Annotated in this window: 21 protein-coding genes and 1 tRNA gene; 7 read left to right on the top strand and 15 right to left on the bottom strand. The window is 71.0% G+C overall.

Going from position 1 to position 22,715, the window contains the following annotated elements:
• Positions 1-21: 21 nt before the first annotated feature.
• A complete protein-coding gene (locus tag ACFWX1_RS25860) occupies positions 22-1,101 on the bottom strand; it encodes an aromatic acid exporter family protein (RefSeq protein WP_378391454.1) in 1,080 nt (359 codons plus the stop codon).
• Positions 1,102-1,287: 186 nt separating this feature from the next.
• Between ACFWX1_RS25860 and ACFWX1_RS25855 the strand changes: the two genes are divergently transcribed.
• On the top strand, positions 1,288-1,899 hold the full coding sequence (locus ACFWX1_RS25855) for a flavodoxin family protein (RefSeq protein WP_378391452.1): 612 nt from the start codon (positions 1,288-1,290) through the stop codon (positions 1,897-1,899).
• On the opposite strand, the gene nrfD is transcribed toward ACFWX1_RS25855, so the two are convergent.
• From nrfD to ACFWX1_RS25825, 6 genes are all read right to left on the bottom strand, one after another.
• A complete protein-coding gene (gene nrfD / locus ACFWX1_RS25850) occupies positions 1,884-2,825 on the bottom strand; it encodes an NrfD/PsrC family molybdoenzyme membrane anchor subunit (RefSeq protein ID WP_378391450.1) in 942 nt (313 codons plus the stop codon). The genes ACFWX1_RS25855 and nrfD overlap by 16 nt on opposite strands.
• Positions 2,822-3,661 (bottom strand): 4Fe-4S dicluster domain-containing protein, encoded by an 840-nt coding sequence (locus ACFWX1_RS25845; protein ID WP_378391449.1) that lies wholly within the window; start codon positions 3,659-3,661, stop codon positions 2,822-2,824. The genes nrfD and ACFWX1_RS25845 overlap by 4 nt, the downstream gene beginning before the upstream one ends.
• Positions 3,654-6,872 carry a formate dehydrogenase gene (gene fdh / locus ACFWX1_RS25840; RefSeq protein WP_378391447.1) on the bottom strand — a complete coding sequence of 1,073 codons (3,219 nt, stop codon included), beginning with the start codon at positions 6,870-6,872 and terminating at the stop codon, positions 3,654-3,656. The genes ACFWX1_RS25845 and fdh overlap by 8 nt, the downstream gene beginning before the upstream one ends.
• 48 nt (positions 6,873-6,920) lie before the next feature.
• On the bottom strand, positions 6,921-8,654 hold the full coding sequence (gene selB / locus ACFWX1_RS25835) for a selenocysteine-specific translation elongation factor (RefSeq protein WP_378391445.1): 1,734 nt from the start codon (positions 8,652-8,654) through the stop codon (positions 6,921-6,923).
• Complete coding sequence (gene selA / locus ACFWX1_RS25830) at positions 8,645-9,934, bottom strand: L-seryl-tRNA(Sec) selenium transferase (protein WP_378391443.1); 1,290 nt, start codon at positions 9,932-9,934, stop codon at positions 8,645-8,647. The genes selB and selA overlap by 10 nt, the downstream gene beginning before the upstream one ends.
• A gap of 12 nt (positions 9,935-9,946) precedes the next feature.
• A tRNA-Sec gene (locus ACFWX1_RS25825) sits at positions 9,947-10,041 on the bottom strand.
• Positions 10,042-10,095: 54 nt separating this feature from the next.
• Here ACFWX1_RS25825 and selD point away from each other — a divergent pair.
• Entirely contained in the window at positions 10,096-11,094 is a 999-nt protein-coding gene (selD, locus tag ACFWX1_RS25820; protein ID WP_378391441.1) for a selenide, water dikinase SelD, read from the top strand.
• A gap of 55 nt (positions 11,095-11,149) precedes the next feature.
• Here selD and ACFWX1_RS25815 read toward each other — a convergent pair whose 3' ends face one another.
• From ACFWX1_RS25815 to ACFWX1_RS25805, 3 genes are all read right to left on the bottom strand, one after another.
• Positions 11,150-11,749 carry a dihydrofolate reductase family protein gene (locus tag ACFWX1_RS25815; protein WP_378391439.1) on the bottom strand — a complete coding sequence of 200 codons (600 nt, stop codon included), beginning with the start codon at positions 11,747-11,749 and terminating at the stop codon, positions 11,150-11,152.
• Positions 11,746-12,591, bottom strand: a complete 846-nt coding sequence (locus tag ACFWX1_RS25810) for a metalloregulator ArsR/SmtB family transcription factor (RefSeq protein ID WP_378391437.1) — start codon at positions 12,589-12,591, stop codon at positions 11,746-11,748. Before ACFWX1_RS25810 ends, ACFWX1_RS25815 begins: the two co-directional genes overlap by 4 nt.
• Positions 12,592-12,657: 66 nt before the next feature.
• Positions 12,658-13,122, bottom strand: coding sequence for a DUF6194 family protein (locus ACFWX1_RS25805; RefSeq protein WP_378391435.1), 465 nt, complete (start codon positions 13,120-13,122; stop codon positions 12,658-12,660).
• A gap of 63 nt (positions 13,123-13,185) precedes the next feature.
• On the opposite strand from ACFWX1_RS25805, the gene ACFWX1_RS25800 reads away from it, so the two are divergent.
• Complete coding sequence (locus ACFWX1_RS25800; protein WP_378391433.1) at positions 13,186-13,956, top strand: MerR family transcriptional regulator; 771 nt, start codon at positions 13,186-13,188, stop codon at positions 13,954-13,956.
• A gap of 85 nt (positions 13,957-14,041) precedes the next feature.
• Positions 14,042-15,598 carry a substrate-binding domain-containing protein gene (locus tag ACFWX1_RS25795; RefSeq protein WP_378391431.1) on the top strand — a complete coding sequence of 519 codons (1,557 nt, stop codon included), beginning with the start codon at positions 14,042-14,044 and terminating at the stop codon, positions 15,596-15,598.
• A gap of 18 nt (positions 15,599-15,616) precedes the next feature.
• Here the strand turns inward: ACFWX1_RS25795 and ACFWX1_RS25790 are convergent, their stop codons facing one another.
• Both ACFWX1_RS25790 and ACFWX1_RS25785 read right to left on the bottom strand, forming a co-directional pair.
• Positions 15,617-16,798 carry a cytochrome P450 gene (locus tag ACFWX1_RS25790; RefSeq protein WP_378391429.1) on the bottom strand — a complete coding sequence of 394 codons (1,182 nt, stop codon included), beginning with the start codon at positions 16,796-16,798 and terminating at the stop codon, positions 15,617-15,619.
• 82 nt (positions 16,799-16,880) lie between these two features.
• Positions 16,881-17,690: a DUF5995 family protein gene (locus ACFWX1_RS25785; RefSeq protein ID WP_378391427.1), complete on the bottom strand. Its 810-nt coding sequence runs from the start codon at positions 17,688-17,690 to the stop codon at positions 16,881-16,883.
• A 383-nt stretch (positions 17,691-18,073) separates the two neighbouring features.
• Here ACFWX1_RS25785 and ACFWX1_RS25780 point away from each other — a divergent pair, with 383 nt between their 5' ends.
• Both ACFWX1_RS25780 and ACFWX1_RS25775 read left to right on the top strand, forming a co-directional pair.
• Positions 18,074-18,340, top strand: a complete 267-nt coding sequence (locus ACFWX1_RS25780) for a hypothetical protein (RefSeq protein ID WP_378391425.1) — start codon at positions 18,074-18,076, stop codon at positions 18,338-18,340.
• A 211-nt stretch (positions 18,341-18,551) separates the two neighbouring features.
• Positions 18,552-19,970, top strand: coding sequence for a nucleobase:cation symporter-2 family protein (locus ACFWX1_RS25775; RefSeq protein ID WP_378391423.1), 1,419 nt, complete (start codon positions 18,552-18,554; stop codon positions 19,968-19,970).
• On the opposite strand, the gene ACFWX1_RS25770 is transcribed toward ACFWX1_RS25775, so the two are convergent.
• Together ACFWX1_RS25770 and ACFWX1_RS25765 are read right to left on the bottom strand one after the other, a co-directional pair.
• Positions 19,971-20,456 (bottom strand): nitroreductase family deazaflavin-dependent oxidoreductase, encoded by a 486-nt coding sequence (locus tag ACFWX1_RS25770; protein ID WP_378391421.1) that lies wholly within the window; start codon positions 20,454-20,456, stop codon positions 19,971-19,973.
• Positions 20,453-21,055, bottom strand: a complete 603-nt coding sequence (locus tag ACFWX1_RS25765; RefSeq protein ID WP_378391419.1) for a TetR/AcrR family transcriptional regulator — start codon at positions 21,053-21,055, stop codon at positions 20,453-20,455. The genes ACFWX1_RS25770 and ACFWX1_RS25765 overlap by 4 nt, the downstream gene beginning before the upstream one ends.
• A gap of 235 nt (positions 21,056-21,290) precedes the next feature.
• Between ACFWX1_RS25765 and ACFWX1_RS25760 the strand changes: the two genes are divergently transcribed.
• The gene (locus tag ACFWX1_RS25760) at positions 21,291-21,995 is read left to right on the top strand and encodes a hypothetical protein (RefSeq protein ID WP_378391417.1); all 705 of its coding nucleotides are present in this window, start codon (positions 21,291-21,293) and stop codon (positions 21,993-21,995) included.
• On the opposite strand, the gene ACFWX1_RS25755 is transcribed toward ACFWX1_RS25760, so the two are convergent.
• A complete protein-coding gene (locus ACFWX1_RS25755; RefSeq protein WP_378391415.1) occupies positions 21,979-22,335 on the bottom strand; it encodes a hypothetical protein in 357 nt (118 codons plus the stop codon). The genes ACFWX1_RS25760 and ACFWX1_RS25755 overlap by 17 nt on opposite strands.
• Positions 22,336-22,715 lie beyond the last annotated feature (380 nt).

The following is a 22,715-nucleotide window of genomic DNA, read 5'->3' as shown; positions in this document are numbered from 1 at the left end:
GGATACCCCGTCCGCCGCGGGCTAACCGGCCCGCCGACCAGCTTCCAGGCGTTCCAGGAGGTGCCGCACCGGGAGCGCCATGGCGCCGAGGCCGAGCGCGGCCGCGCGCTCCCCTTCCGGGGTCATCAGCCACCGGTCGATCTCGGAGAGCAGTTCGCGGCAGTGGCCGAGCCTGCTCTCGTCCCTCGCGACGACGGTGCGCACGGCGTCGGCAAGCCCGTGCAGCAGCTCGGAGAACCGCTGCCGGGCGGCCGGGCCAGGGTACGAGAACGGCTCGCCCGCCGTGGCCGCGGTGCGGACGGCGGCGGCGAGGTGGTCCAGCGGGCGCCACAACCCGAGGAGTGTCCTCAGTGGACGTTCGTAGCAGGCCATCGCCTCCGTGCCACGGCGGCGCAGGTTCAGCCGACGCCCCTCGTGGGTCAGCCCGAGCGCGTCCTCGGCCACGACGACCTGGCTGCGTACGTCGCGGACTCGGCCCAGCCAGTCGTCGACGTCCTCGGGCGGTTCGTCCAGCAGCACGAGTTCGGCGGTGTCGTCCAGCAGCTCGGCGATCGCCTCGGCGAGCCGGTCGACCGCGCCGCTGAGCCGTTCCCCGTACAGCGGCGGGAACACCAGCGCGTTGACCACGGCCCCGAGCGCCGCGCCCATCGCCGTCTCGGCGAGCCGGTCCCACAGCAGGAATCCCTGGGTGGCGGTGCCGTAGGACACCACGAGCATCGCGGTGACCCCGACCCAGATCCCGGAGGCGCCGAACCACCGCCACGATCCCAGCAGCAGCCCGAGGAACACGACCGCGCCCAACGCCACCGCCTGCCGCGGCACGAACTGCCCGGCCAGCGCCGCCAGGCCCACGCCCGCGGTGACCGCGCCCACCTGCTGGAGCCAGTCACGGACCGACCGGTACACCGTGGTCTGGACCAGGAACACCGCCGCGTACGGGGCGAGGAACGGCTGGGGCCACTGGAAAACCTCGGTCGCGAGCAGCCAGGCACCGACCGCGGCGGCCGCGGCCTTGGCCGCCTGCACGACGCTGCGGCGTTCCGCGCCCGGCACCCGCCACGCGCGGGCCAGCCAGCCGAGCGGCGCCCAATCCCCCTTCATCGCACCTCCACACTCCGGCTACCCCGGGTGAGCGCGGGTCGAAACGCCAACTCGCGTACCCGGACAGTCGGCTGACGTACCCAGCCAGTCGGCTCACCAACCGACCCTCCAGGTACGCGAGCCGACTCTCCGGGTACATGAGTTCGCCGAGGTTTGACCTTCGGCGAAACGGCAATCACCGAGGGCATGACGACACCGCTGCGCGCACTCGCCCTGGTCTGCACCCTCAAGCCCTCGCCGGCGCCGTCCAGCAGCCAGCTCATCGCCCAGCAGCTGCTGGACCGGCTCGCGGAACACGGCGCGCCGGGAGAGGCCATCCGCGTGGTCGACCACAACGTCCGGCCCGGGGTGGAGGCCGACATGGGCGAGGGCGACGCGTGGCCCGAGCTGCGCCGCCAGATCGCCGCCGCCGACATTCTGGTGCTGTCCACGCCAACCTGGCTCGGGCACGCCTCCAGCGTCGCCCAGCGGGTGCTGGAGCGCCTCGACGCCGAGCTGTCGGAGACCGACGCCGAGGGCAGGCCCGCGATGTTCGGGAAGGTCGCGCTCGTCGCCACCGTGGGGAACGAGGACGGCGCGCACAAGATCATCGCCGATCTGTTCCAGGGACTCGGCGACATCGGGTTCACCATCCCGGCGCAGGGTGCCAGCTACTGGAACGGCGAGGCCATGAAGCCCGGTGACTACCAGGACCTCGACGAAACCCCGGACGCCGTCATCTCCACCAACTCCACCGCTGCCCGCAACGCCGTCCACCTCGCCCGGCTGCTGCGGGAGCACCCCTATCCGCCGCCGTGACCGTCACGTCCGTCCTCTGAGGACAGCCGGGCGCGCTGGGGCACCACCACGTACTTCGGGTCCTTGGCCGACTCGACACCCGCCTGGTACACGCCGAAACGAGTGCACAGGCCCGCCGCGAGATAGGCCGCACCACTGGCCATGGCGGCGAACCGGCTCCGGCGCGCCGCCAGCGACAGCCCGGCAGCGGCCACGGTCAGGCCACGCGCGGCCTTGAGCAGTTTCCCCGCCCGGCCGGTGCGGTACGGCTCCGAGACGACGCCGAGCCCGGTCTCCATCCGGTGCGCCGCCGCCAGTTCGGCCGCCGCGCCTGCCAGCGCCGCCCGCACCACGGGACCGGTCTCGCGTGACGGAACGGCCACCAGCGCCACCCCCGCGCCGCTGGTGAGAGCACTGCCCGCGAACAGGATCGGCAGTTCGCGCCGCGCTTCGTGCCACGACGGCGTCGCGGTGTCGGCCAGCAGCACCGCGGTGTACGTGCACATCGCCGGGCCGAGCAGGCCCGCGGCCGCCCCGGCGAGCCGTCCGATGCGCGGGAGGACCCCGGTCACCGCCGAGCCCGCCGAAATCGCCGCGAGCCCGGAGAACGGCGCGAGGATCCACGAGCCGGCCGACAGCGGCGACGTCGGCTTGAGCACCCGCAGCATGTGCAGAAAACGCGCAGGCTTACCCAGATCGTGGATGAGCGCGACGACACTGGCCGTCGCACCGCCCGCCGCGGCCAGCTTCGCCACCTTCGCCAGCCGGGGACGTCCGGTCAGCTCGGCCAGCACCGCGATCGACGCCGACGAACCCGCCGTCCCGCCGAGGAACAGGTACAGCGGCACATCCGGCTGTTTCCAGGCGGGTTCCTTCAGAATGGGCCGTCCGTAGTAGGACGTGAACTCGGCACTGTCCACCATGGACCGTTCGGCACGCGGGCTCATCGCCGCCGCCCCAGAAACGACACCGCCAGTGCCCCGGCGACACCGGCCGCCGCGACGGCCGCGCGCTTCCACATCCCCGCCAGGTGCCGGGTCGGCACCACCGGATCCGGCGGCAGGCCGTACACCTCGGGTTCGTCCAGCAGCAGGAAGAACGCGCCGTCACCGCCGACTCCGTCGTCCGGATCGCGGCCGTACAGCCGTGCTTCCGGCGCTCCTTCCGCGTGCAGTTCGCGGACCCGCGCGTCCGCGCGTTCCCGCAACTCGTCCAGTTCCCCGAACTGGATGGAGTCGGTCGGGCAGGCCTTGGCGCAGGCGGGTTCGAGCCCGGCGCCGAGACGGTCGTAGCACAGCGTGCACTTGAACGCCCGCCCGTCCGTCTCGCGCTTTTCGATCACCCCGTACGGACAGGCCGGGACGCAGTAGCCGCAGCCGTTGCAGATGTCCTGCTGCACGACCACGGTGCCGAATTCGGTGCGGAACAACGCGCCGGTCGGGCAGACGTCGAGGCATCCGGCGTGCGTGCAGTGCTTGCAGACGTCGCTGGACATCAGCCAGCGCACGCCCGCGTCCTCTCCGGCGCCGTCCTGCGCGGGCGCGCCGACGGCCGGCATACCGAGATCGACGGCGGGACGAACAGGCTGCTCGACGAACGCGACGTGCCGCCAGGTGTCCGCGCCGAGCGCGCCGGTGTTGTCGTAGGACATGCCGAGCAGGTCGAGACCGTCGTCGGGGACCGCGTTCCATTCCTTGCACGCGACTTCGCAGGCCTTGCAGCCGATGCACACCGAGGTGTCGGTGAAGAACCCCATCCGGGCCTGCGTGCCGTACTCAGCCATCCGCCCTCCTGCGGTATTCCTCGACCAGCGCGGGCAGATCCGCGCCCCGCGGCCGCCGCCCCGCGACGATGTCGCAGGTGGCCGCCTTGGCCTCCTGGATGTGCACGTTCGGGTCCAGCACGACCGACAGCAGGTCGTTGGCGGCGTCGCCGCGGGACAGGCCGTTGGGACCCCAGTGATACGGCAGCCCGACCTGGTGAATCGTGCGGCCGCGTACCTTCAGCGGTTTGATCCGCGCGGTGACGAGCACCCTGGCCTCGATCGCGGTGCGCGCCGAGACGATGGTCACCCAGCCGAGGTGTTCGAGCCCGCGTTCGGCGGCCAGCTCCGGGGAGACCTCGCAGAAGAACTCCGGCTGGAGTTCCGACAGGTACGGCAGGGTGCGGCTCATCCCGCCCGCAGTGTGATGCTCGGTCAGCCGGTAGGTGGTGAACACGTACGGGTACACCGCGCTGCGTGCCGGATTGTACGGATTGGCCCGCACTTCGAGGGTCTGCCGGGCCGGGTTTTCCTGCTGGGCGTACAGCGGATTGTCCACAGGGGACTCGAACGGCTCGTAGTGCGTCGGCAGCGGACCGTCCGCCAGCCCGGCCGGGACGTACAGCCAGGCCTTCCCGTCGGTCTGCATGATGAACGGATCGGCGCCGCCGAGCGCGTCCTGCGCCTTCGCGCCCGGCGGGGGTTCGTAGTCCGGCCGTTTCGTCGCTTCGAAATCCGGGACGTCGGGGCCGGTCCACTTGCCCTCTTGCTCGTCCCAGCTGATGAGTTTCTTGCGTTCGCTCCACGGTTTCCCGTCCGGGTCGGCGGAGGCGCGGTTGTAGAGGATGCGCCGGTTCGCCGGCCAGGCCCACGCCCAGCCGGCGGCGACCCAGTCCTGTTCGGAGCCGGGTTTCCGGTCGGCGGCGTGGTTGTGGCCGTCCGCGCGGACACCGCAGTAGATCCAGCAACCACACGACGTCGAACCGTCGTCCGTCAGCTGGGTGTAGGACGAGAGCGGTCCTTCGGGGCCGTGGCCGTTGATCTCGGCCAGCACCGATTCGGCCGACGGCTCCTCGGCGGCGCCCTCGGTCGGGTAACTCCACGTCAGCTCGCGCAGCGGGAGGACGTGCGGATCGTCGCCGGACAGCTTCTCCCGGATGATCCGCCCGAGGTGGTAGTAGAACCACAGATCGCTGCGCGCGTCGCCGGGCGGCTCGACGGCCTTGTGGTGCCACTGCAGGAGCCGCTGGGTGTTGGTGAAGCTGCCGTCCTTCTCGGTGTGCGCGGCGGCGGGCAGGAAGAACACCTCGGTGCCGATCTCGGCACTCGCCAGCTCGCCGGTCTCGATCTCCGGCCCGTCCTTCCAGAACGTCGCGCTTTCGATCAGCTGCAGGTCGCGGACGACCAGCCAGTCGAGACTGGCCAGCCCGAGCCGTTGCAGCTTCCCATTGGCCGAGCCGACGGCGGGGTTCTCCCCGACCAGGAAGTAGCCCTTGCAGACGCCGTCGAGCTGGTTCTTCACCGTGGCGTAGGTGCCGTGGTCCCCGGTCAGCCGGGGCAGGTGATCGAACCGGAAGTCGTTGTGCGGCTGGGCGTTTTCACCCCAGTACGCCTTGAGCAGGCTCACGACGTAGGAGCGCATGTTGCCCCAGAACCCGGTCGAACCGGCGTCGGCGGCGACGAACTCGTCGAGCCCGAAGTGCTGGTGTGCGTGCGGCATCGGGATGTAGCCGGGCAGGATGTTGAACAGGGTCGGGATGTCGGTCGACCCCTGGATGCTCGCGTGCCCGCGCAGCGCGAGGATCCCGCCGCCGGGGCGGCCGATGTTGCCCAGCAGCGACTGGAGGATCGACGCCGTCCGGATGTATTGCGCGCCGACGGTGTGATGCGTCCACCCGACCGAATACACCCATGCCGTCGTCCGTTCGCGGCCGGAATTCGCTGTGACCGCCTCGGCGATCTCCCGGAACTGCTCCACCGGAATGCCGCAGATGTCCGCGACGGCCTCGGGCGTGTACCGGGAGAAATGCCGCTTCAGGATCTGGTAGACGCACCGCGGGTGCTGGAGTGTTTCGTCGGTCTTCGGTTTCGAGCCGATCCCCGCGCCACCGCTCCCGTAGGACTCGGCACGTGCCGCGCTCTGGTGCCCTTCGCCGCTGTGCTGGTTTTCGCCCGGCAGTTCGGCCTCGCCGGTCCCGGCGGCGGGAAGGGCTTCGGCGCCCTCGTAGCCCCAGCTGGCGACGTCGTACTGGTGGCGGTCCGGGTCGTAACCGGAGAAGACGCCGTCGAGGTCTTCGGTGTCGCGGAAGTCCTCACGGACGATCGCGGCCGCGTTGGTGTAGGCGAGCACGTACTCCCGGAAGTCGAGTTCGTGATCGAGGACGTACTTGATCAGGCCACCGAGGAACGCGATGTCCGAACCGGCCCGCAGCGCCGCGTGGACGTGCGAAACCGCGCTCGTCCGGGTGAACCGCGGATCGACGTGAATGATCTTCGCGCCGCGTGCCTTCGCCTCCATCACCCACTGGAACCCGACCGGGTGACATTCGGCCATGTTCGAACCCTGGATGACGATGCAGTCGGCGTTGGCGAGGTCCTGCTGGAACGTCGTGGCGCCCCCACGACCGAAGGAGGTCCCCAGACCGGGAACCGTGGCGGAGTGTCAAATACGGGCCTGATTTTCGATCTGTATCGCGCCGAGCGCGGTGTACAGCTTCTTCATCAGGTAGTTCTCTTCGTTGTCCAGGGTCGCGCCGCCGAGGCTCGCGATGCCGAGCGTCCGCTTGAGCGGGACACCCTTTTCGCCGGCCTCCTCCCAGGTCTCGCGGCGCGTCTTCAGGACACGGTCGGCGATCATCTCCATCGCCTCGTCCAGCGGCAGCCGTTCCCACTCGGTGCCGTACGGGCGGCGGTAGAGGACTTCGGTGACACGGCTCGGGCTGGTCACGAGCTGTTTGCTGGCCGAGCCCTTCGGGCACAGGCGGCCGCGCGAGATCGGCGAATCGGGGTCACCCTCGATCTGGGTGACGCGCCCGTCCTTCACGTAGACGTTCTGCCCGCAGCCGACCGCGCAGTACGGGCAGACCGATTTGACCACCTCGTCGGCGTCCTCGGTGCGCGCGTGCCAGGTTTCGGAGCCGCGGGACTTCGCCGCGGCGGCCCGCGCGGTCCGGTCGGGACCGCTCAGCTGCCGGTAGACCGGCCAGCCTTCGATCCACTGACGGACTCCCATACCTCGCACGCTAGTAGCGATACCCCGGTTTCGCAGTTCCAACCAGCTCTAACCGGCGGTCCTCCGCGTCCCGTCGGCCAGCGGAACCGTGGTGCCCGCCGCGTCCAGCTTTTCGAGCAGCGGAACCATCACCCGCCGGGTGGTGCCGAGGGCCCGGCGTGCGGCGGAGACGGTAAAGGGCTGTTCGATCCGGGCGAGCGCGGCGGCCGCGCGCTCCTCGGCGCCGGCGCCGAGGACGACGCCGTCCGCGATCGCCGTCAGCCTGCCGAGCCGGACCGCGGCCGCCAGTTCTCGTTTGCCGAGGCCGAGTTCGCGTAGTTCATCCGCTTCCGGAGCGCGGAAGGGCTCCTCGGCGAAACGCCGGTCGAGGACCGCCAGCGCCGCCGCCACCCGCGGGTCCAGTCCCGCACCACGATGCCGGACGACGCCGTCGGCGACGTCGAGGTCGGTGCCTGCCAGGAGCGGCGTCAGCAGTTCGGACGCGGGCAGGCCGAGGTGCTGCCGCAGTGTCTCGACCGGCATTCCCACCGCCACCGGGTGTTCGGCGGCCCAGGCAGCGACGACGTCCGGGGCCTCGGCACGCAAGCGGGCGAACCCGGCCGGGTCGGCGAGCCAGCCGCCGATGCGTTCCCCGGTCTCGGCCAGCCCCATCGCGCGGAACTCGGCCGCCCGCGCGAAACCGTCCCGCCGCAGCCGGGCCGCGCCGAGGTCCGGTTCGGCGAGTTCGGCCGCCCTGGCGCGGGCGGCACCCCGGCGCGTCAACGGGGGCGGCCGGACGTCCAGGACGTCGAATCCGGCCGGGACGCGATGCTCGCCGGGATCACGCAGGAGCCCGCGATCACCGGCGCGCAGCGGGAGCGGGGTCCGCAGGAAGAGCCGGGCGACGTCTGTCCCAAGTGGACGGATACGCACCGGGACCGCCGCGGTTCCCAGATGCAGCACCAGTTCCCGGTGCAGCTCCGCGGACTTCGCGCCGCGCAGCCGGACGTCCGCTTCGGCGGTGGTCACCCAGGCGTCCGGGGTGCGCAGAGTGTCGCCGCGACGGATTCCGGCCCGGGGTGCCCCGCGCAGGTTCACCGCGACCCGCGCGGCCGCCTCGACTCGCTCCCGGCTCGTTCCGAGCGCCTGCAAACCGCGAACGCGGACCCGATCCTCGCCGAGCATCAGCTCGTCACCGACGGCGAGGACGCCCGCGGTGAGCGTGCCGGTGGCCACGGTGCCCGCGCCCTTGACGGTGAACGCGCGGTCGATCCAGAGCCGGACGTCGGCCTCGGTGTCCGGCTCCGGCAGGGACGCGGCCAGCTCGCCGATCGCCATCCGGAGCCGGTCGAAGCCCTCCCCCGTGACACCGCTGACCGCGACGGCGGGCACCCGGCCGAGCGAGGTGGCGGCGATCTCGCGCGACGCGGCGGCCGTCGCGGACGCCGGGTCGGCGCGGTCGGCCTTGGTCACCACCAGCAGCCCACGCTCGGCCCCGAAGGCGTCGAGCGCGGCGAGATGCTCGGCCGACTGCGGCATCCAGCCCTCGTCGGCGGCGACCACGAACAGCACCGCGGGCGCCGATCCCGCCCCGGCCAGCATGTTCGGCACAAAGCGTTCGTGGCCCGGCACGTCGACGAACGCGATCTCCTCGCCGCCGATCGTGGTCCACGCGAAGCCGAGGTCGATGGTGAGGCCGCGGCGGCGTTCCTCGGCCCAGCGATCGGGTTCCATCCCGGTGAGCCGCCGGACCAGTGTCGACTTGCCGTGATCGACGTGCCCGGCGGTGGCGATCACCCGCATCGGCGCACGGCCTCCGCCAGCCGCGCGTCGTGGTCCGGTGGCACGGTCCGCAGGTCGAGCAGGCACCGGTCCCGGGCGACGCGCCCGATCACCGCGGGCTCGCCGAGCCGCAACGCGGTCGCGTACCGGGCAGGCAGGGCGACCGCGGCGCTCGGCAGTTCGACACCGGGCGCTCCCCCGCCACCGACCGCCGACACCGATTCGACGGCCTCGGCGTCCACTCCGTCGGCCCGCAACGCCGCGCAGAGCGCTTCGGCGCGTTGCCGCAGCTGAGAAACGTCGGCCTCCAACGCCGCGCGGACCGGTGGGAGCGGGCCGCGCAGTGTCGCCTCCAACGCGGCGAACGTCAGCTTGTCGACACGCATCGCGCGCGCCGCCGGGTACCGCCGGAGCCGTTCGACCAGGGCCGCGTCGCCGAGCAGCAGTCCGGCCTGCGGACCACCGAGCAGTTTGTCGCCGCTGGCGGTGACCAGGTCCGCACCCGCCCGCAGCACACTCGCCGCGTCCGGCTCCTCGGGCAGCAGCGGGTGCGGGGTGAGCAACCCGGAGCCGATATCGACGACGAGCGGCGCGCCGAGCCCGGCCAGGTCGGCCACCGTCGCTTCGGCGGTGAACCCGGTGATCCGGTAGTTCGACGGATGCACCTTGAGCACGAATCCCGTGTCCGGGCCGAGCGCGGCCGCGTAGTCGGCGACGGTGGTGCGGTTGGTCGTGCCGACCTCGCGCAGCCGCGCCCCGGCCGAGGTCAGCAGATCCGGGATGCGGAAGCCGTCGCCGATCTCGACCAGCTCACCCCGGCTGACGACGATCTCGCAGCCCGGCGCCAGCGCGAGCGCGCACAGCAGCAGCGCGGCGGCGTTGTTGTTCACCACGTGCACGCCGCCCGCGCCGGGGACCGCCTCCGCGAGCGCGGCGAGCGCGCCCCGTCCGCGTCGTGCCCGGTCGCCGCTCTCCAGGTCGAATTCGACGTCAGTCGCCCCGCCCGCGGCCGCGACGGCGTCGAGCGCGGCCGTCGACAGCGGCGCCCTGCCGAGGTTGGTGTGCACCACGACGCCGGTCGCGTTGAGCACCGGCCGCAGCGAGGAACCGTTGGCAGGCAAGTGTTTCAGGACGTCGTCGACGACTTCCGCCGGGCCGATCTCGCCCGCGCGGGCACGTTGCTGCGCCGCGACGACGGCGGATTTCACCCAGTCCCGGCCCAGACTCTCGACGGCCTTCGCGATCCGGGGTTCGGCCAGCACGGCGTCGGTCCGCGGGATGGCGCGGCGCGGGTCGCTCATCGCCGGTGCCCGTGGCGGAGGCGGACGGGAATCGAACCCGCCAGCGGCAGCGCCTGCCGCTCAACGGTTTTGAAGACCGCGCCGGCCACCAGACCGGGTACGCCTCCCTGGGCCATGCCGCCATCCTGCCAAGGTCGCGCCCTCGCCGCATCGCGAGCACCATGGGACGCATGACCCGCCTGACCCAGTACGCGCACGGCGGGGGCTGTGCGTGCAAGATCCCACCGGGCGAACTCGAAGACGTCGTCCGCGGCCTCACCGGGGCGACCCCCGCGGATCCGGCCGGGGAACTGCTCGTCGGCCTCGACGACGGCGACGACGCGGCCGCCGTCCGGATCTCCGGCGACACCGCGCTGATCGCCACCACCGACTTCTTCACCCCGGTCGTCGACGACGCCTACGACTGGGGCCGCATAGCCGCGGCCAACGCGCTCTCCGACGTCTACGCGATGGGCGGGACACCGGTGGTCGCGGTCAACCTGCTCGGCTGGCCGCGCGAGGTATTGCCGTTCGAACTGGCGGCCGAGGTCCTGCGCGGCGGTCTCGACGTCTGTGCCAAGGCCGGGTGTCATCTCGCGGGCGGGCACAGCGTCGACGACCCGGAGCCCAAGTACGGTCTCGCCGTCACCGGCGTCGCCGATCCCGCCCGGCTCCTGCGCAACGACGCCGGCCGCCCCGGAACTCCGCTGACACTCACGAAACCGCTCGGCATCGGCGTGCTCAACTCACGGCACAAGACCACCGGCGAACGTTTCCCGACGGCGATCGACACGATGACCACGCTGAACGCCGAGGCGTCCCGCGCCGCGCTGGCCGCCGGAGTCACCTGCGCCACCGATGTCACCGGGTTCGGCCTGCTGGGGCATCTGCACAAACTCGCCCGCGCGAGCGGGGTCACCGCCCGGATCGACCCCGCCGCCGTCCCCTACCTCGACAGCGCCCGTGAAGCGCTGCGCGACGGCTACGTCAGCGGTGGCACCCGCCGCAACCTCGACTGGGTCCGCCCGCACGCCGACCTCGGCCGGATCACCGAGGACGAAGCGCTGCTGCTGGCCGACGCCCAGACCTCCGGCGGGCTGCTGGTCGCCGGCGAACTGCCCGGCCACCCGGTGATCGGCGAACTCCTGCCCCGCGGCGAGCACACCATCGTGGCGGGCTGACGTCCCGGGGTGCCGGTGCGCCCTGCCGGTGTCCACAGAGGACACCGGCCGGTCGTCAGCGCGCGCGGTCGTAGACCACGGCGGTCTCACCGAGTTTGCCGGTCTCGTGGTGGGCGAGTGTCCACTTCGTACCCGGCAGGCCGTCCTCGAACAGCCGATCCCCGCCTCCGGCGATCTCCGGGCAGATCAGGAGGTACAGCCGGTCGAGCAGATCCTCCGCGAGCAGTGCCTTGATGACGCTCGTGCTGCTGTTGACCAGGATGTCGCCCGTGCCGGTGGCCTTGAGGTCCGCGACGACGTCGGCGACGGGGGCGTTCACGATCCGGGCGCGCTCCCACGGCGCTTCGGTCAAGGTCGTCGACAGGACCACCTTTTCCGTGTCCACCAGCCACTTCGCGTACCCGCGGTCACGCGGGTCGGCGTTCTCGTCCGCGGCGACCGACGGCCAGAATCCCAGGAATCCCTCGGCGTTGACTCTGCCGAGCAACGCCGTCGTGGCGTTTTCGCGCATGCGGGTCATGTGGTCACGGGCGACGTCGGTGGTCACGTACGGGATGATCGCGCTGAGATCGCCGGGCCCGCCGGGGCCGTTGTAGCGTCCGTCCAGGGTCAGGCTGAGGTTCGCGGTCACCTTGCGGGTGTTCGGGTTCGTCATGATCGTGCTTCCTTTTCTTTTTCCTGTGCTGCTCGGATGGTGTGCGGAAATGCGCCGACGGCGTCGGCGAGCTTGTCGAGTACCTGACCCCAGCCGGTTTCGATCCCCGCGATGGCGGAGACGGCCTCCACGGTCGTGGCCGTGATGCGCAGGCCGAGCCGCAGCCGGGTACCGCCGTCGGCGGCGGTGAGCGCCAGGTCGTAGTGGCCGGTGAACGCGATCGCCCCCGCCGCGTCGAGCACCGAAAGATCGAACACGAGATGCCGCGGCTCCTTCGCGGTGTGGACGGTTCCCTCGGAGGGGTAGCGATGCCCCTCGGCATCGCCGTACTCCAGCACGACGCGGCCGCCCGCCCGGGGCTCGAGCACGCAGTCGGTGACGGTCATCGACGGCGGCACCCACCAGGAGGCCAGCAGATCCGGGTCGGTCCAATGCCGCCAGACGACGTCGCGGGGCGAGGCGAGCACGCGCTCGAAAGAGAAGGTGCGCCCGTCCGCCCAGCGATCCCGGTCCGCGACCGCGGTCTCCGCTTCGATGGCGGCGCGATAGCGCGCGACGACGTCACGCTCGTCCTCGTGCGCCTCAGCGGTCTCGACCAGTTCCCGCAGGCGACGCGCGAGGGTCTTCAGCGGCGCGGTTTCCACCGCGTAGACGCGGCGTTGCCCGAGCGGGAAGACCGTCACGAGGCCGACCCGGGCGAGGGTCTGGAGGTGCTTCGTGGTCTGCGGCTGCCGCAGGCCGGTCAGCTCGGCCAGTTCGCCGACAGACCGGGGCCGCTCGGCGAGCAACTCGACGAGGCGCCACCGTGCGGCGTCTCCCAGTGCTGATGCGATCCCGTCCATGGCGCAAAGTATTCACTCAAGAGAATATTCTTGTCAAGGAATTCTTTGGTCATGGCCGTGACCAGGCTAAACGTCCCGAGAACGACGCTCGTAGCGAGACCGGGCGAGGTCGTACGCCGCGCGCAGCAACTCACGAACCGCGGTCCCGGTCCGCGGCCCCGGATTCACCACCGCGAGCCAGCCGGCGGTCCCGTAGACCGGGTGGGCGATGACGACGTCGGTGACGCTCGGATCGATGTCGTCGCCCGTGTCACGCGGGGCATGGCCGGTCCATTCCCGGAAGGCGTCCTTGCCCGCGGCGATGTTGACGCGGAAGGTGTCCGGTCGCTCCAGCCGCGACCGCTCGTCGCCGGGGTAGTTCTTGGTCACGATCGTGGCGAAGGGCTGGGTCTTCGGCACGACGCCGTCGGGCGCGTAGTAGAAGAACGTGTCGCCCCAGCTGATCTCGGGCGAGCCGTCACCGGGTACCGGGCTGAGGGTCAGCACCCCGTCAAGGGCGCCGACGAAACGGATGATCTCTTCGGTCGTCATGTGCTCCAGCGTCACATTAAAGTGCTTATGGAGACTTTGACCCGGACAGCCAAGGATTTCAGGGTGACAACTCGCAACTCGCCGGTTCTGCGCACCGCAGCCGTCGCACGAGCCGCCGGATACTCCGTCCAGCAGGTGCGCAACCTCGAACAGGCCGGAGTGCTGCCACCCGCCGAGCGGGCCGGGTCGGGCTACCGCGGCTACCGGGAGATCCACCTGCGGTCGGCGATGGCCTACCGGGCCCTCGCGGCGGGAGTGGGTCCGGTGGAGGCCAAACGCATCGTGCGAGCCGTACACGAACGCCCGGTTTCGGAGGCGCTCGCAATGCTCGACGCCGCCCACGCACGACTCGACCGGGAACGAGCGGAACTCCGGGACGCCGAAGCAGCGGCCGAGGCGATCTCCGCCGAGCCGATCGACGACGTGCGTCCGTCCGATTCGATGAGCGTCTCCGAACTCGCCGCCGCACTCGCGATCCGCCCGTCCACCCTGCGGCACTGGGACGCCGAGGGCCTTGTCGTACCGGACCGGGTCACGCCTCGCGAAACCCGGCGGTACTCCCCCGCCCAGGTCCGCGACGCCCGGATCGTCCACCAACTGCGCGGCGCCGGATACGGCGTCACCGCGCTGCGCACCCTCATGCCGCAGCTACGACGCGGCAAGCGCGCCGACGACCTCGCGGCCGCGCTCGCCATCCGTGCCGCGAACATCACCGCCCGCTCGCGCGCCCTCCTCGACGGCACCGCCGAACTCGCCGCCGCGCTCTCCCTCGTCCAGGACAGGCGACAGGACGCCGAGAATCCTTGTCCTGTAACGGTTTCGGGGAGAAGTTGACGGTCCGGTGAATATCCGCTGAAGCTCGGTCGCGCGCGGGACCGGTCCTCCTGCGCGAGAAGTACATTGTCTTCCCTCCAGGGGGGTGGCAGTGGAAGATTTCCCGTTCGGCGCCGTGATTTCCATCGTCGGCGTGATGGTTCCGGTGGTGGCGTTCCTGTGGGAGTTCGTCCTGCGCGGGCGCAAACGCCTCGGGTACCGAGTGCAGATGGACACCACCGTGACCGGCGAGATCTCCGCCGAGCACGTCGGCGCGCTGGAGCTGGTGCACCGGGAGACCGGCCGGTCACTGGTCAATCCGTCGTTCGTGCTGCTGCGCATCGAAAACCACGGCACGGCCACCATCAAGGAAGCCGACTACCGGAATCCGGAGGCGGTGGCGCACGGCGTCCAGATCAGGTTTCCCGGCCGCACGGTCGCCGGATTCGTGGTGACCGAACTCAGCGACTCGCAACTGGTCAACAACTTCGGCACCAAGTCGGGGCTGAACCGCGGGACGGTCGACGACGCGCGCGGCACGAAGGCCGGCGTCATCGAACTGCCCAAGGCCCGGCTGAACCGGGACGACCACTACAAGGTCCTCGCCGTCCTGGAGCCGGCGCCCGGCAACGGCCCGCTGACCCCGGAGGAGATGAAGCCCTACCTCGAGGGCAACGCCCTTCTCGGCGGCCGGGTGGTCAAGACCGAGAGCGGGACCGGGCTCTCCCGGCGCACCCTGGCGCTGCTCGTCTTCCTGGTGGCGATCATCATCGCCCAGTTCGGGGTCTACCTGTTCAACGACCCCTCGCCGCTCGACTGCGCCAAGGGGAAGCTCACCCTCACCGGTTCCACCGCCTTCGCGCCCGTGCTGGAGGAAGCCACCCGGCAGTACCGGAACAGCTGCGGGGACGCGAACTTCACGATGGCGTTCCACGGAAGTACCGAGGGCCTGCGCACGCTGAACGAGGCGGGCCGGAAAGCGGGCTCCGGGCCGGACGTGCTGAGTTTCACCGACGGCGCCAAGGAGGACGGCTATCCCCAGCTGCTCCCCCGCCCCGTCGCCTTCTCGCTGTTCACGGTCGTCGCCGGCAAGCAGACGGGGATCCAGGATCTCCGTGCGGACCAGATCAGGCAGCTCTACGACGGCCGTGTCGGCAACTGGCGGGAGCTCGGCGGCGCCGATCTCCCGGTCCGCCTGATCAGCCGAAGCCCGGACTCCGGCACGCGGCGCGCGTTCCAGGCGCGCCTCCTCGACGGCAAGCGGGAACCGGGCACCAACTCCGACGACTGCCTGAAGGTGGGCCCCGGCGCGCAGCCCGGCCCCGTCCGGTGCGAACGGCCGACCACCGCCGAACTGCTGAACGCGGTCGCCACTACGCCCGGCGCCCTCGGCTACGCCGAACTCGGCAGCATCACGGGCCGCGACGATCTCGTGCCGGTCCGCATCGACGGCCATCCGGCCACTTTGGACGGTGCGGTGCACGCCGCCTACCCGTTCTGGGAGACCGAATACGCCTATACCTACGGCGAGCCCAAGGCCGACTCCCTCGCCGCCAGCTTCCTGCGGTACCTGACCAACCAGGTCGGCAAGGACGTCATCCGCTCGTTCGGCAACCGGCCCTGCGCCGAACTGGCGAACCCGGTGCTGTGCCACCCGACCTGAGCGGTGCGGTGGTGACGGCTACCGGAGGACGACCGGAAGCTCCCGCACACCGGTGATGTCGGGCGAAGGGTGGAAGACCGGGGGGCGTTCGGGGTCGAGGCGCAGGGCCGGGTAGCGATCGAACAGGATGTTCAGCGCGATCCGGCCCTCCAGGCGGGCCAGCGGCGCGCCGATGCAGAAGTGCACGCCCCGCCCGAACGTCACGTGCGGGTTGGGATCCCGCTCCGGGTCGAACGTGTGCGGGTCGGGGAAGACGCGTTCGTCGCGGTTGGCCGCGCCCAGCCACACGGCGACCAGCTGGTCGCGCGGGATCGGCTGCCCCGCGAGCACGCTGTCGCGGTTGGTGGCCCGGAACGCGCGCGCGACCGGCGGGATCAGCCGCAGCGACTCCTCGATCGCGCCGGGCACCAACGTGCGATCGGCACGGACGCGCGCGGCGTGCCCAGGGTGGGCGTCCAGCGCCAGAACGGTGTTGCCGAGCAGGAGCGTCGTGGTGATGTGCCCGGCGATCAGCAGCAGGTTGGCGAAGTTGACCACCTGGTCGTCGCTGAGCCGTTCGCCGTCCACCTCGGCCTCGGCCAGCTTGGTGAGCAGGTCCTCGCGCGGGACGCGTCGACGTTCGGCGGCGTGTTCGCGCAGGTAGGCGCGCATCTGCTCGAGGTCGTCGAACTGCTCGTCCAGCTCGTCCTGGTCGACCTCGCCCAGCGCGTCGGCGCTGCTCTCCAGCAGCTTCGAGGTCCACTTCTTGAACTGCGGCCGATCGGAGGCCGGAACGCCGAGCAATTCGGCGATCACGATCACCGGCAGCGGGTAGGCGAGCCGGTCGACCAGCTCCATCCGGTCCACGTCGCCGGCCTCGTCCAGCAGTTCGCAGGTCAGTTCGGCGATGCGCGGCTCCAGGTCGGCGACGATCCTCGGCGTGAACGCGCGGCTGATGAGCCTGCGCAGCCTGGTGTGCTCGGGCGGATCGAGCTGCAACATGTTCCCGACGGTCATCCGCTCGTCCAGCTGGACGGGGAAGAGCCTGCCGGTGTCGTGGGAGAACGTGCCCGGATCCTGCAGGACCTCCACCGCCTCGGGATGCCCGTAGACGTGGTAGACGCCCTTGTCCTCTTCCCACAGCACCGGCGCGGGCGGGCGCTCCCCGCGCAGCCAGAACTGTGCCTGAGGCGCGCCCCAGGTATCGGTGGGTGCGACCACGATGTTCCCCCCAGGTGAAGCGGGTCTCGGGGAGTTCCGGAGACCCGGCAGGCTGATCAGTGTCGTCCGGTCACGGCATTGATCAGCTTGGGCCAAAGCCGGGGGCCGGGGCATCCCCAGGGCTGGTGGTCATGCGATCGAGCGCGTGGTCGAGGCGGGTGATGACCGACGGGACGTCGGTGCGCTCGGCGCTGCGGATCAGCTCGACGGCGGCGCGGAGGAGGCTCTCGGGCCGCGCGATGAGACGAGCGAGCACGGCGGTGCGGACGTCGAGCAGTTCGATGGTGGTTTCCCGCTCCGCGCCGCTCTGGCCGGCCAGGAGGACGGCGTTGTGCCAGGCCTCTTGGCGGGCTCTGCGGATACTGAAGTCGAGAACGCGTTCGTCGGTGCGGCCGCCGAAGCGGTCGAGCAGCCACAGATACGGCGAGACCTCGTCGACGGCCTTCTGCACCGCCAGCACCACGCGCGCCAGAATGTCGTTGATCAGCAGAAAATCGCGGCGGAGTGTGTGAATGTCCGCCCCGGGGCAGGTGTCCGCCGCCGCGATGGCCAGATCGAGGTTGATGTGCGCGTTCACGCCGAGCACCAGATGCTGGACGATGATGGTGCCCGGATCGGACAGCGTCTCGAAGGCCGTCCGCCAGCACCGAGGCCCGCCTCGGTCACGTAGCCAGGCGTCGTGGGCGTCGAAGTAGCGGTTGCCGAACAGCGTGTCGAACCGGTCCATCCGCGCGCCGTCGTCGAACAGTCCATTGTGGATCGCGGTGCGCACTTCGACGGTCACTTGCCGGTACAACGCCGCGAAGTAGCCCGCACGGTCGGCCGCCATGTACGCGTCGCGCACGATCGCGGCGAGCCCGTCCACCACCTCGTCGATGTTCCGTGCCGTCATGGACACCTCCGGGAACTCGGGTGACGGCCGCAGTGTCCCCCGATCGGCCGAGGACCCCTCCCGGACACGGAGAGCGACGCACATCACGTGCCGGAAACCGCCGCCGGGGAAACAACGAGGCGCGCCGGACGTTGTACCCAGTGCCGGTAGGGAACCAGTCCCCGGGCCTCACCCCTCGCCTTCACGGAATACCGCTCCGGGCGGAGCCGTGTCGCGCCACCCGCCGCGAGGCGACGCCCTACCGGCCCCGAGCCCCCGCTCCTGCTCGCAGGGTCTCCCCCACCCCTTCGCTGGGCGGGAGCGGGCCAACCACCACCGATCGGCTAACCCATGCGTGCGACACGATTTGATCGTGCACTCTCCGTACGCGAGAATCTCGGCTCGTGACAGACCGTGACCAGCGCCGAACCCAGGACCGCCGGGAAACCGTGACCCCGCCGGCGCAGCCGATGACGCTGGCGGAGGCACTCGCCGACGAACACCCGCTCATCCGCTATCAGGCCCGGCAGCAGCGCTTGCTCGACGCCGGTGAACGTCCCCTCTCGCCCGAGGCGATGACCTCCGCGGACCTGATGCGCGAACTGTGGCAGCGCAACCGCGACCGCATCCGCGGTCACCGGCTCCTGACCGCAACGCACACGCGGCGATAACGCCCGCCGCTCCCTTTTCGCCGACCGGCTCCGCCCGACGCTGCCGAGATCCCGCGCCGGCGCCACTTGTTGACGTGTCACGCCGCTCGTGCTTATCGTCACATCTGCATTCCGGAAGGCGCCTTCCGCATAGTGAAACAGCTAGCCCACGTCGGACCGTCAGCCCGGCGGGCCGCGGCCCGGCTCGCCCGCGCGGAAGGATCGAGGCCCCATGCGGATTCCCCATTCCCGGAGCAGGACGGCACACCGGGCCCGGCCGGAGGACGAGCGGCCACCCGTCCGTCGGCAGATCCTCTACGGTCTGCAGCACATCCTTTCCATGTACGGCGGCGTGATCGCGGTCCCGCTCATCATCGGCGGCGCCACCGGCCTGCCGCCGGAGCGGATCGCGCTCCTGGTGACCGCGGCCCTGTTCGTCAGCGGTGCCGCGACGATCCTGCAGACGGTGGGCGTTCCGTTCTTCGGCTCGCAACTTCCGCTCGTGCAAGGAATTTCCTTCGCCAGCGTCGCCACGATGACGGCGATCGCCGCTCGCGGCGGCGGCCTGTCCGCGGTGTTCGGGTCGATCATCGTTGCCAGCCTCATCGGCCTGGTGCTGAGCCCGTTCTTCAGTCAGCTCATCCGGTTCTTCCCGCCGGTGGTCACCGGTTCGATCATCACCGTGATCGGCGTTTCGCTGCTGCCGGTGTCGTTCCGCTGGGCGATGGGCGGCACCGCCACCGCCCCCGACTACGGGTCGGTCAGCAACATCGCGCTCGCCGGTGCCACCTTCCTCATCGTCCTGCTCGTCAGCAGGCTCCTGCAGGGCCTGCTGTCCCGGCTGTCGATCCTGCTCGGCATCGTGGCGGGCACTCTCGTCGCGTTCGCCCTCGGCAAGACCGACTTCTCCGGTGTCGGGCACGGCCCCGTCGTCGCCCTGCCGCAGGTGCTGCCCTTCGGCGCGCCTGCGTTCTCGGTTTCCGCGATCGTCTCGATGACCGTCGTCATCCTGGTGACCATGATCGAGACGACCGCCGACATCGTCGCGCTCGGCGAGATCGTCGAAACCGAGGTCAGCCCGCGCCGGGTCGGTGACGGCCTGCGCGCCGACATGCTTTCCTCCGCGGTCGCCCCGTTGTTCGGCAGCTTTCCGTGCACCGCCTTCGCGCAGAACGTCGGACTGGTCGCGCTCACCCGCGTCAAGAGCCGCTACGTCGTCGCCACCGGCGGCCTGATCCTCGTCGTCCTCGGCCTGCTGCCGGTACTCGGCCGCGTGGCCGCCGCGATTCCCCAGCCCGTGCTCGGCGGCGCGGGGATCGTCCTGTTCGGCGTGGTCGCCGCCAGCGGCATCCGCACCCTCGCCAAGGTCGACTACGACAACAACCTCAACCTCGTCATCGTCGCCTCGGCACTCGGCTTCGGCATCATCCCGATCGCGGTTCCCGGGTTCTGGTCCCATTTCCCCGGCTGGTTCGCCACCATCATGGACTCCGGCATCAGCTCCGCCAGCGTCGTCGCCGTCGTGCTCAACGTCGCCTTCAACGAAACCAGGGCACTGCGCAAATCCGGACCGTCCACAGTGGCCGCGGCACCGAGCCCCGGCACCGTCGCGCGCGCGGATTCCCCGGACGGCACAACGGAAACCGGCTGATCAGCCGTCCTGACGCGGCCGGAAGGCCACGATCGGCAGCTGCGAGACCAGGCTGCGCCGTGCGGCGTCACCGCCGTCGTAAGGGTGACCCACCAGCTTGCCGAGCAGCGGACGCAGAACCGGCCGGATCCACCGGTTGCGCCGCTCGTACGCGGTCATCACGGCGAACGCCTCGTCCTCGCCGAGGACGCGGTGGCCCGGTGTGAACCGTCGCCTGCCGACGACGACCTCGAGCGGCGGGCTCGCCTGGATGTTGCGGTACCAGTCGGCGCCGGGGCCGAGCCCGGCGATGACCATGACCTCGCGGGCCGCCGGATCCGCGCCGACCACCTCCAGCACGGTGCGGTACCGGCGGCCGGACCGGCGCCCGGTATGGGTCAGGCACAGGAACCGGCTCCCCAGCAGCCAGCCGAGTCCCCGGTCGTAGAGCCAGGCCGGTGCCCGGAAGACCGCCCGCAGGACGGGGCCGGGCCGAACGTTGGTCACGAGTATGTCCTTCCATCGATTCCGGGCGAGGCGGAGCCGGGAGCGACGAGGCGGCGTAGCACCGGCGCGACCGCGGCGGAGGTGATGCCGGGGTTCAGTGCCCGATGCAGCAACACGCCGTCGATCGCCGCGGCCAGTACCGCGGCGGTTTCCGCGGGCGCCGCGATCTCGTGCGCGCCCAGCCACTCGGCCAGTTGTTCCCGGAAACCGGCGACGACTCCGCCGATCGCGGCCCGCAGTTGCTCGTCGCGCGTGGCCGCCAGGTACGCCTCCATGAACAGCACCGACGTCGGATCCCGGCCGTCGTAGGGTTCGAGCGCGGCAAGCATCGCCTCCAGCAGCTCGTCCGGATTTCGCACAGCCGCCAGCGCCGACGTCGTCTCGTCGAGCAGTTCGCGCATCGCCGCCACGACGGCTTCGGTGAGCAACGCGCGCAACGACGGGAAGTGGTAGTGCACCACGCTCGGGGTCACCGCGGCGCGTTCCGCCAGTACCCGGGTGCTGACCGCGGGCCAGCCCCGCTCCGGGACGAGCTCGACCGCGGCCCGCATCAGCCGCTGCCGCACTTCCCGGCCACGAGCGGCCGCCGGGTTCGTCATCCGCTCCGCCTCCTGGTAGGGCAGTCGTCCTGTACGACTGCCCTACCAGGGTGGCAGACAACTGTTGATCGATGCAACAGTTGTCCGGTGCCGATTCCTGACACGCCAGGAGACGTGCCATGCCGCCTGTCTGTCCACAGTAGACTCGCCCGGCACGTCCCTTGCGCGACGTTCGGGGCATTACCACATCCCGGGTGAGCGAGCGGTCCCGCGCGACAGGGCCTAAGTTCTTCTCATGACGTACGGGGGACCAGGACCGAACCATCCACGACAGCCCGCCTGGCAGCAGCAGCCACCGGGCCCGCAGCCGCCCGGCATGCCACCACAAGGCGTGCCACCACAGGGAATGCCACCACGGGGAATGCCGCCGCAAGGCAGGCCGTATCCACCCCGGCACGTGCCAGGGGAGACACCGCTGACGCTGCCCGGCTGGGGTGCCGTCCCGGCGCTGCTCGGCGTGGCGCTCGCCGCGATCGGCCTGTTCGCGCTCAAGTGGGCGGGCGACGCGACCTTCGCCGACCTCAACGAATCGATCCGGCACGCCGCGGGCACCACGGCCGACCTCACCGGCAACGGCCGGTGGATCAAGATCTACTTTCCCCAGGGTGTCATCATCGCGCTGGCGCTGGCCGCGGTTCCCCCGGCGCTGTGGTCACTCGGCTCCCTCCGCTCAGCGAAGAGCGTCCAGCGCCGCGGCGGGCTCATGAAGAAGAGCCTCCGGGAGGGCCGGACCGGGCCGACCCGTGCGGTGATCTCCGTCCTCGCCGGCCTTTGCCTGCTCTACCACGTGATCAGCCTGCTCATCCTGACCGACGGCGGCGAGTACCTCGGCAAGCTCGGCCCCGGCCCTTGGCTGCTGGTGGCCGGGACCGCGCTCTCCGTCGCGGGTGCCGTGATCGGCCCGCGCGTTCCCCGGCACCCCGCTACGGGCGGCCGGTGAGGGCACCGGCGGCGTGCGCCAGGGTGGTGGGCCAGGAGCCGACGATGCGGTTGCGCGCCCACCGCAGTGACACCCCGGTCGCGAGCACCAGGTACGGCCCGGCGCCCCAGCGCGTCGCGACGACCGCGCCGGTCCGGTCCGGTTCCCCGTCGGCGGGCGCGCCGCCGGGGAGGAAGTCGATCGTGAACCCGCTCCCCGCCCCGGACAGATCGTCCTTCAGCCCGGCCGAAGCCGCGGTGTAGCGGCGCAGCCCCGCCCGCACGGTGGCGTCCTCCGACATCGGCGCGGCGGGGTGAGCGCTGTTGTAGGCAGCCAAAGTCTCGTAGCAAGGCACGGTCATGATCGCTACCGTAACCGGCATACCACCCATCCGCCCCAGCCGTTAACCACCCGGTTACGAATCGCACAGCCCCCTCACAGCAACGCCGCGGAATCCCCGGTTCGCGCCGGGCACACCAAAGACAGCCCGTCACCGTTTGAAGTCACCCCATTTCGGGTAGTCACCACGGTATGCCTGCCTTCGTCAGCACACGACACGCCACCACTCCCCTGACCCCACAACGCGGAACCCGCGTCACCGCTCCGTAACGCGCCACCCCCGGATTGTCCACAAAGGACATACCGGGTTATCGCTCCGTGGGGGGCGGGCGGTGGGGGGGCCGGTTCGCCCCACCGGGGCCCCCCCCCGCGTTAGGGGGCGGGGGATGGGGCCCCCCCCCC

The organism is Amycolatopsis sp. NPDC059021 (assembly GCF_042739895.1).
Taxonomy (GTDB): Bacteria; Actinomycetota; Actinomycetes; order Mycobacteriales; family Pseudonocardiaceae; genus Amycolatopsis.
This window is presented reverse-complemented; position numbering and strand designations above follow the sequence as displayed.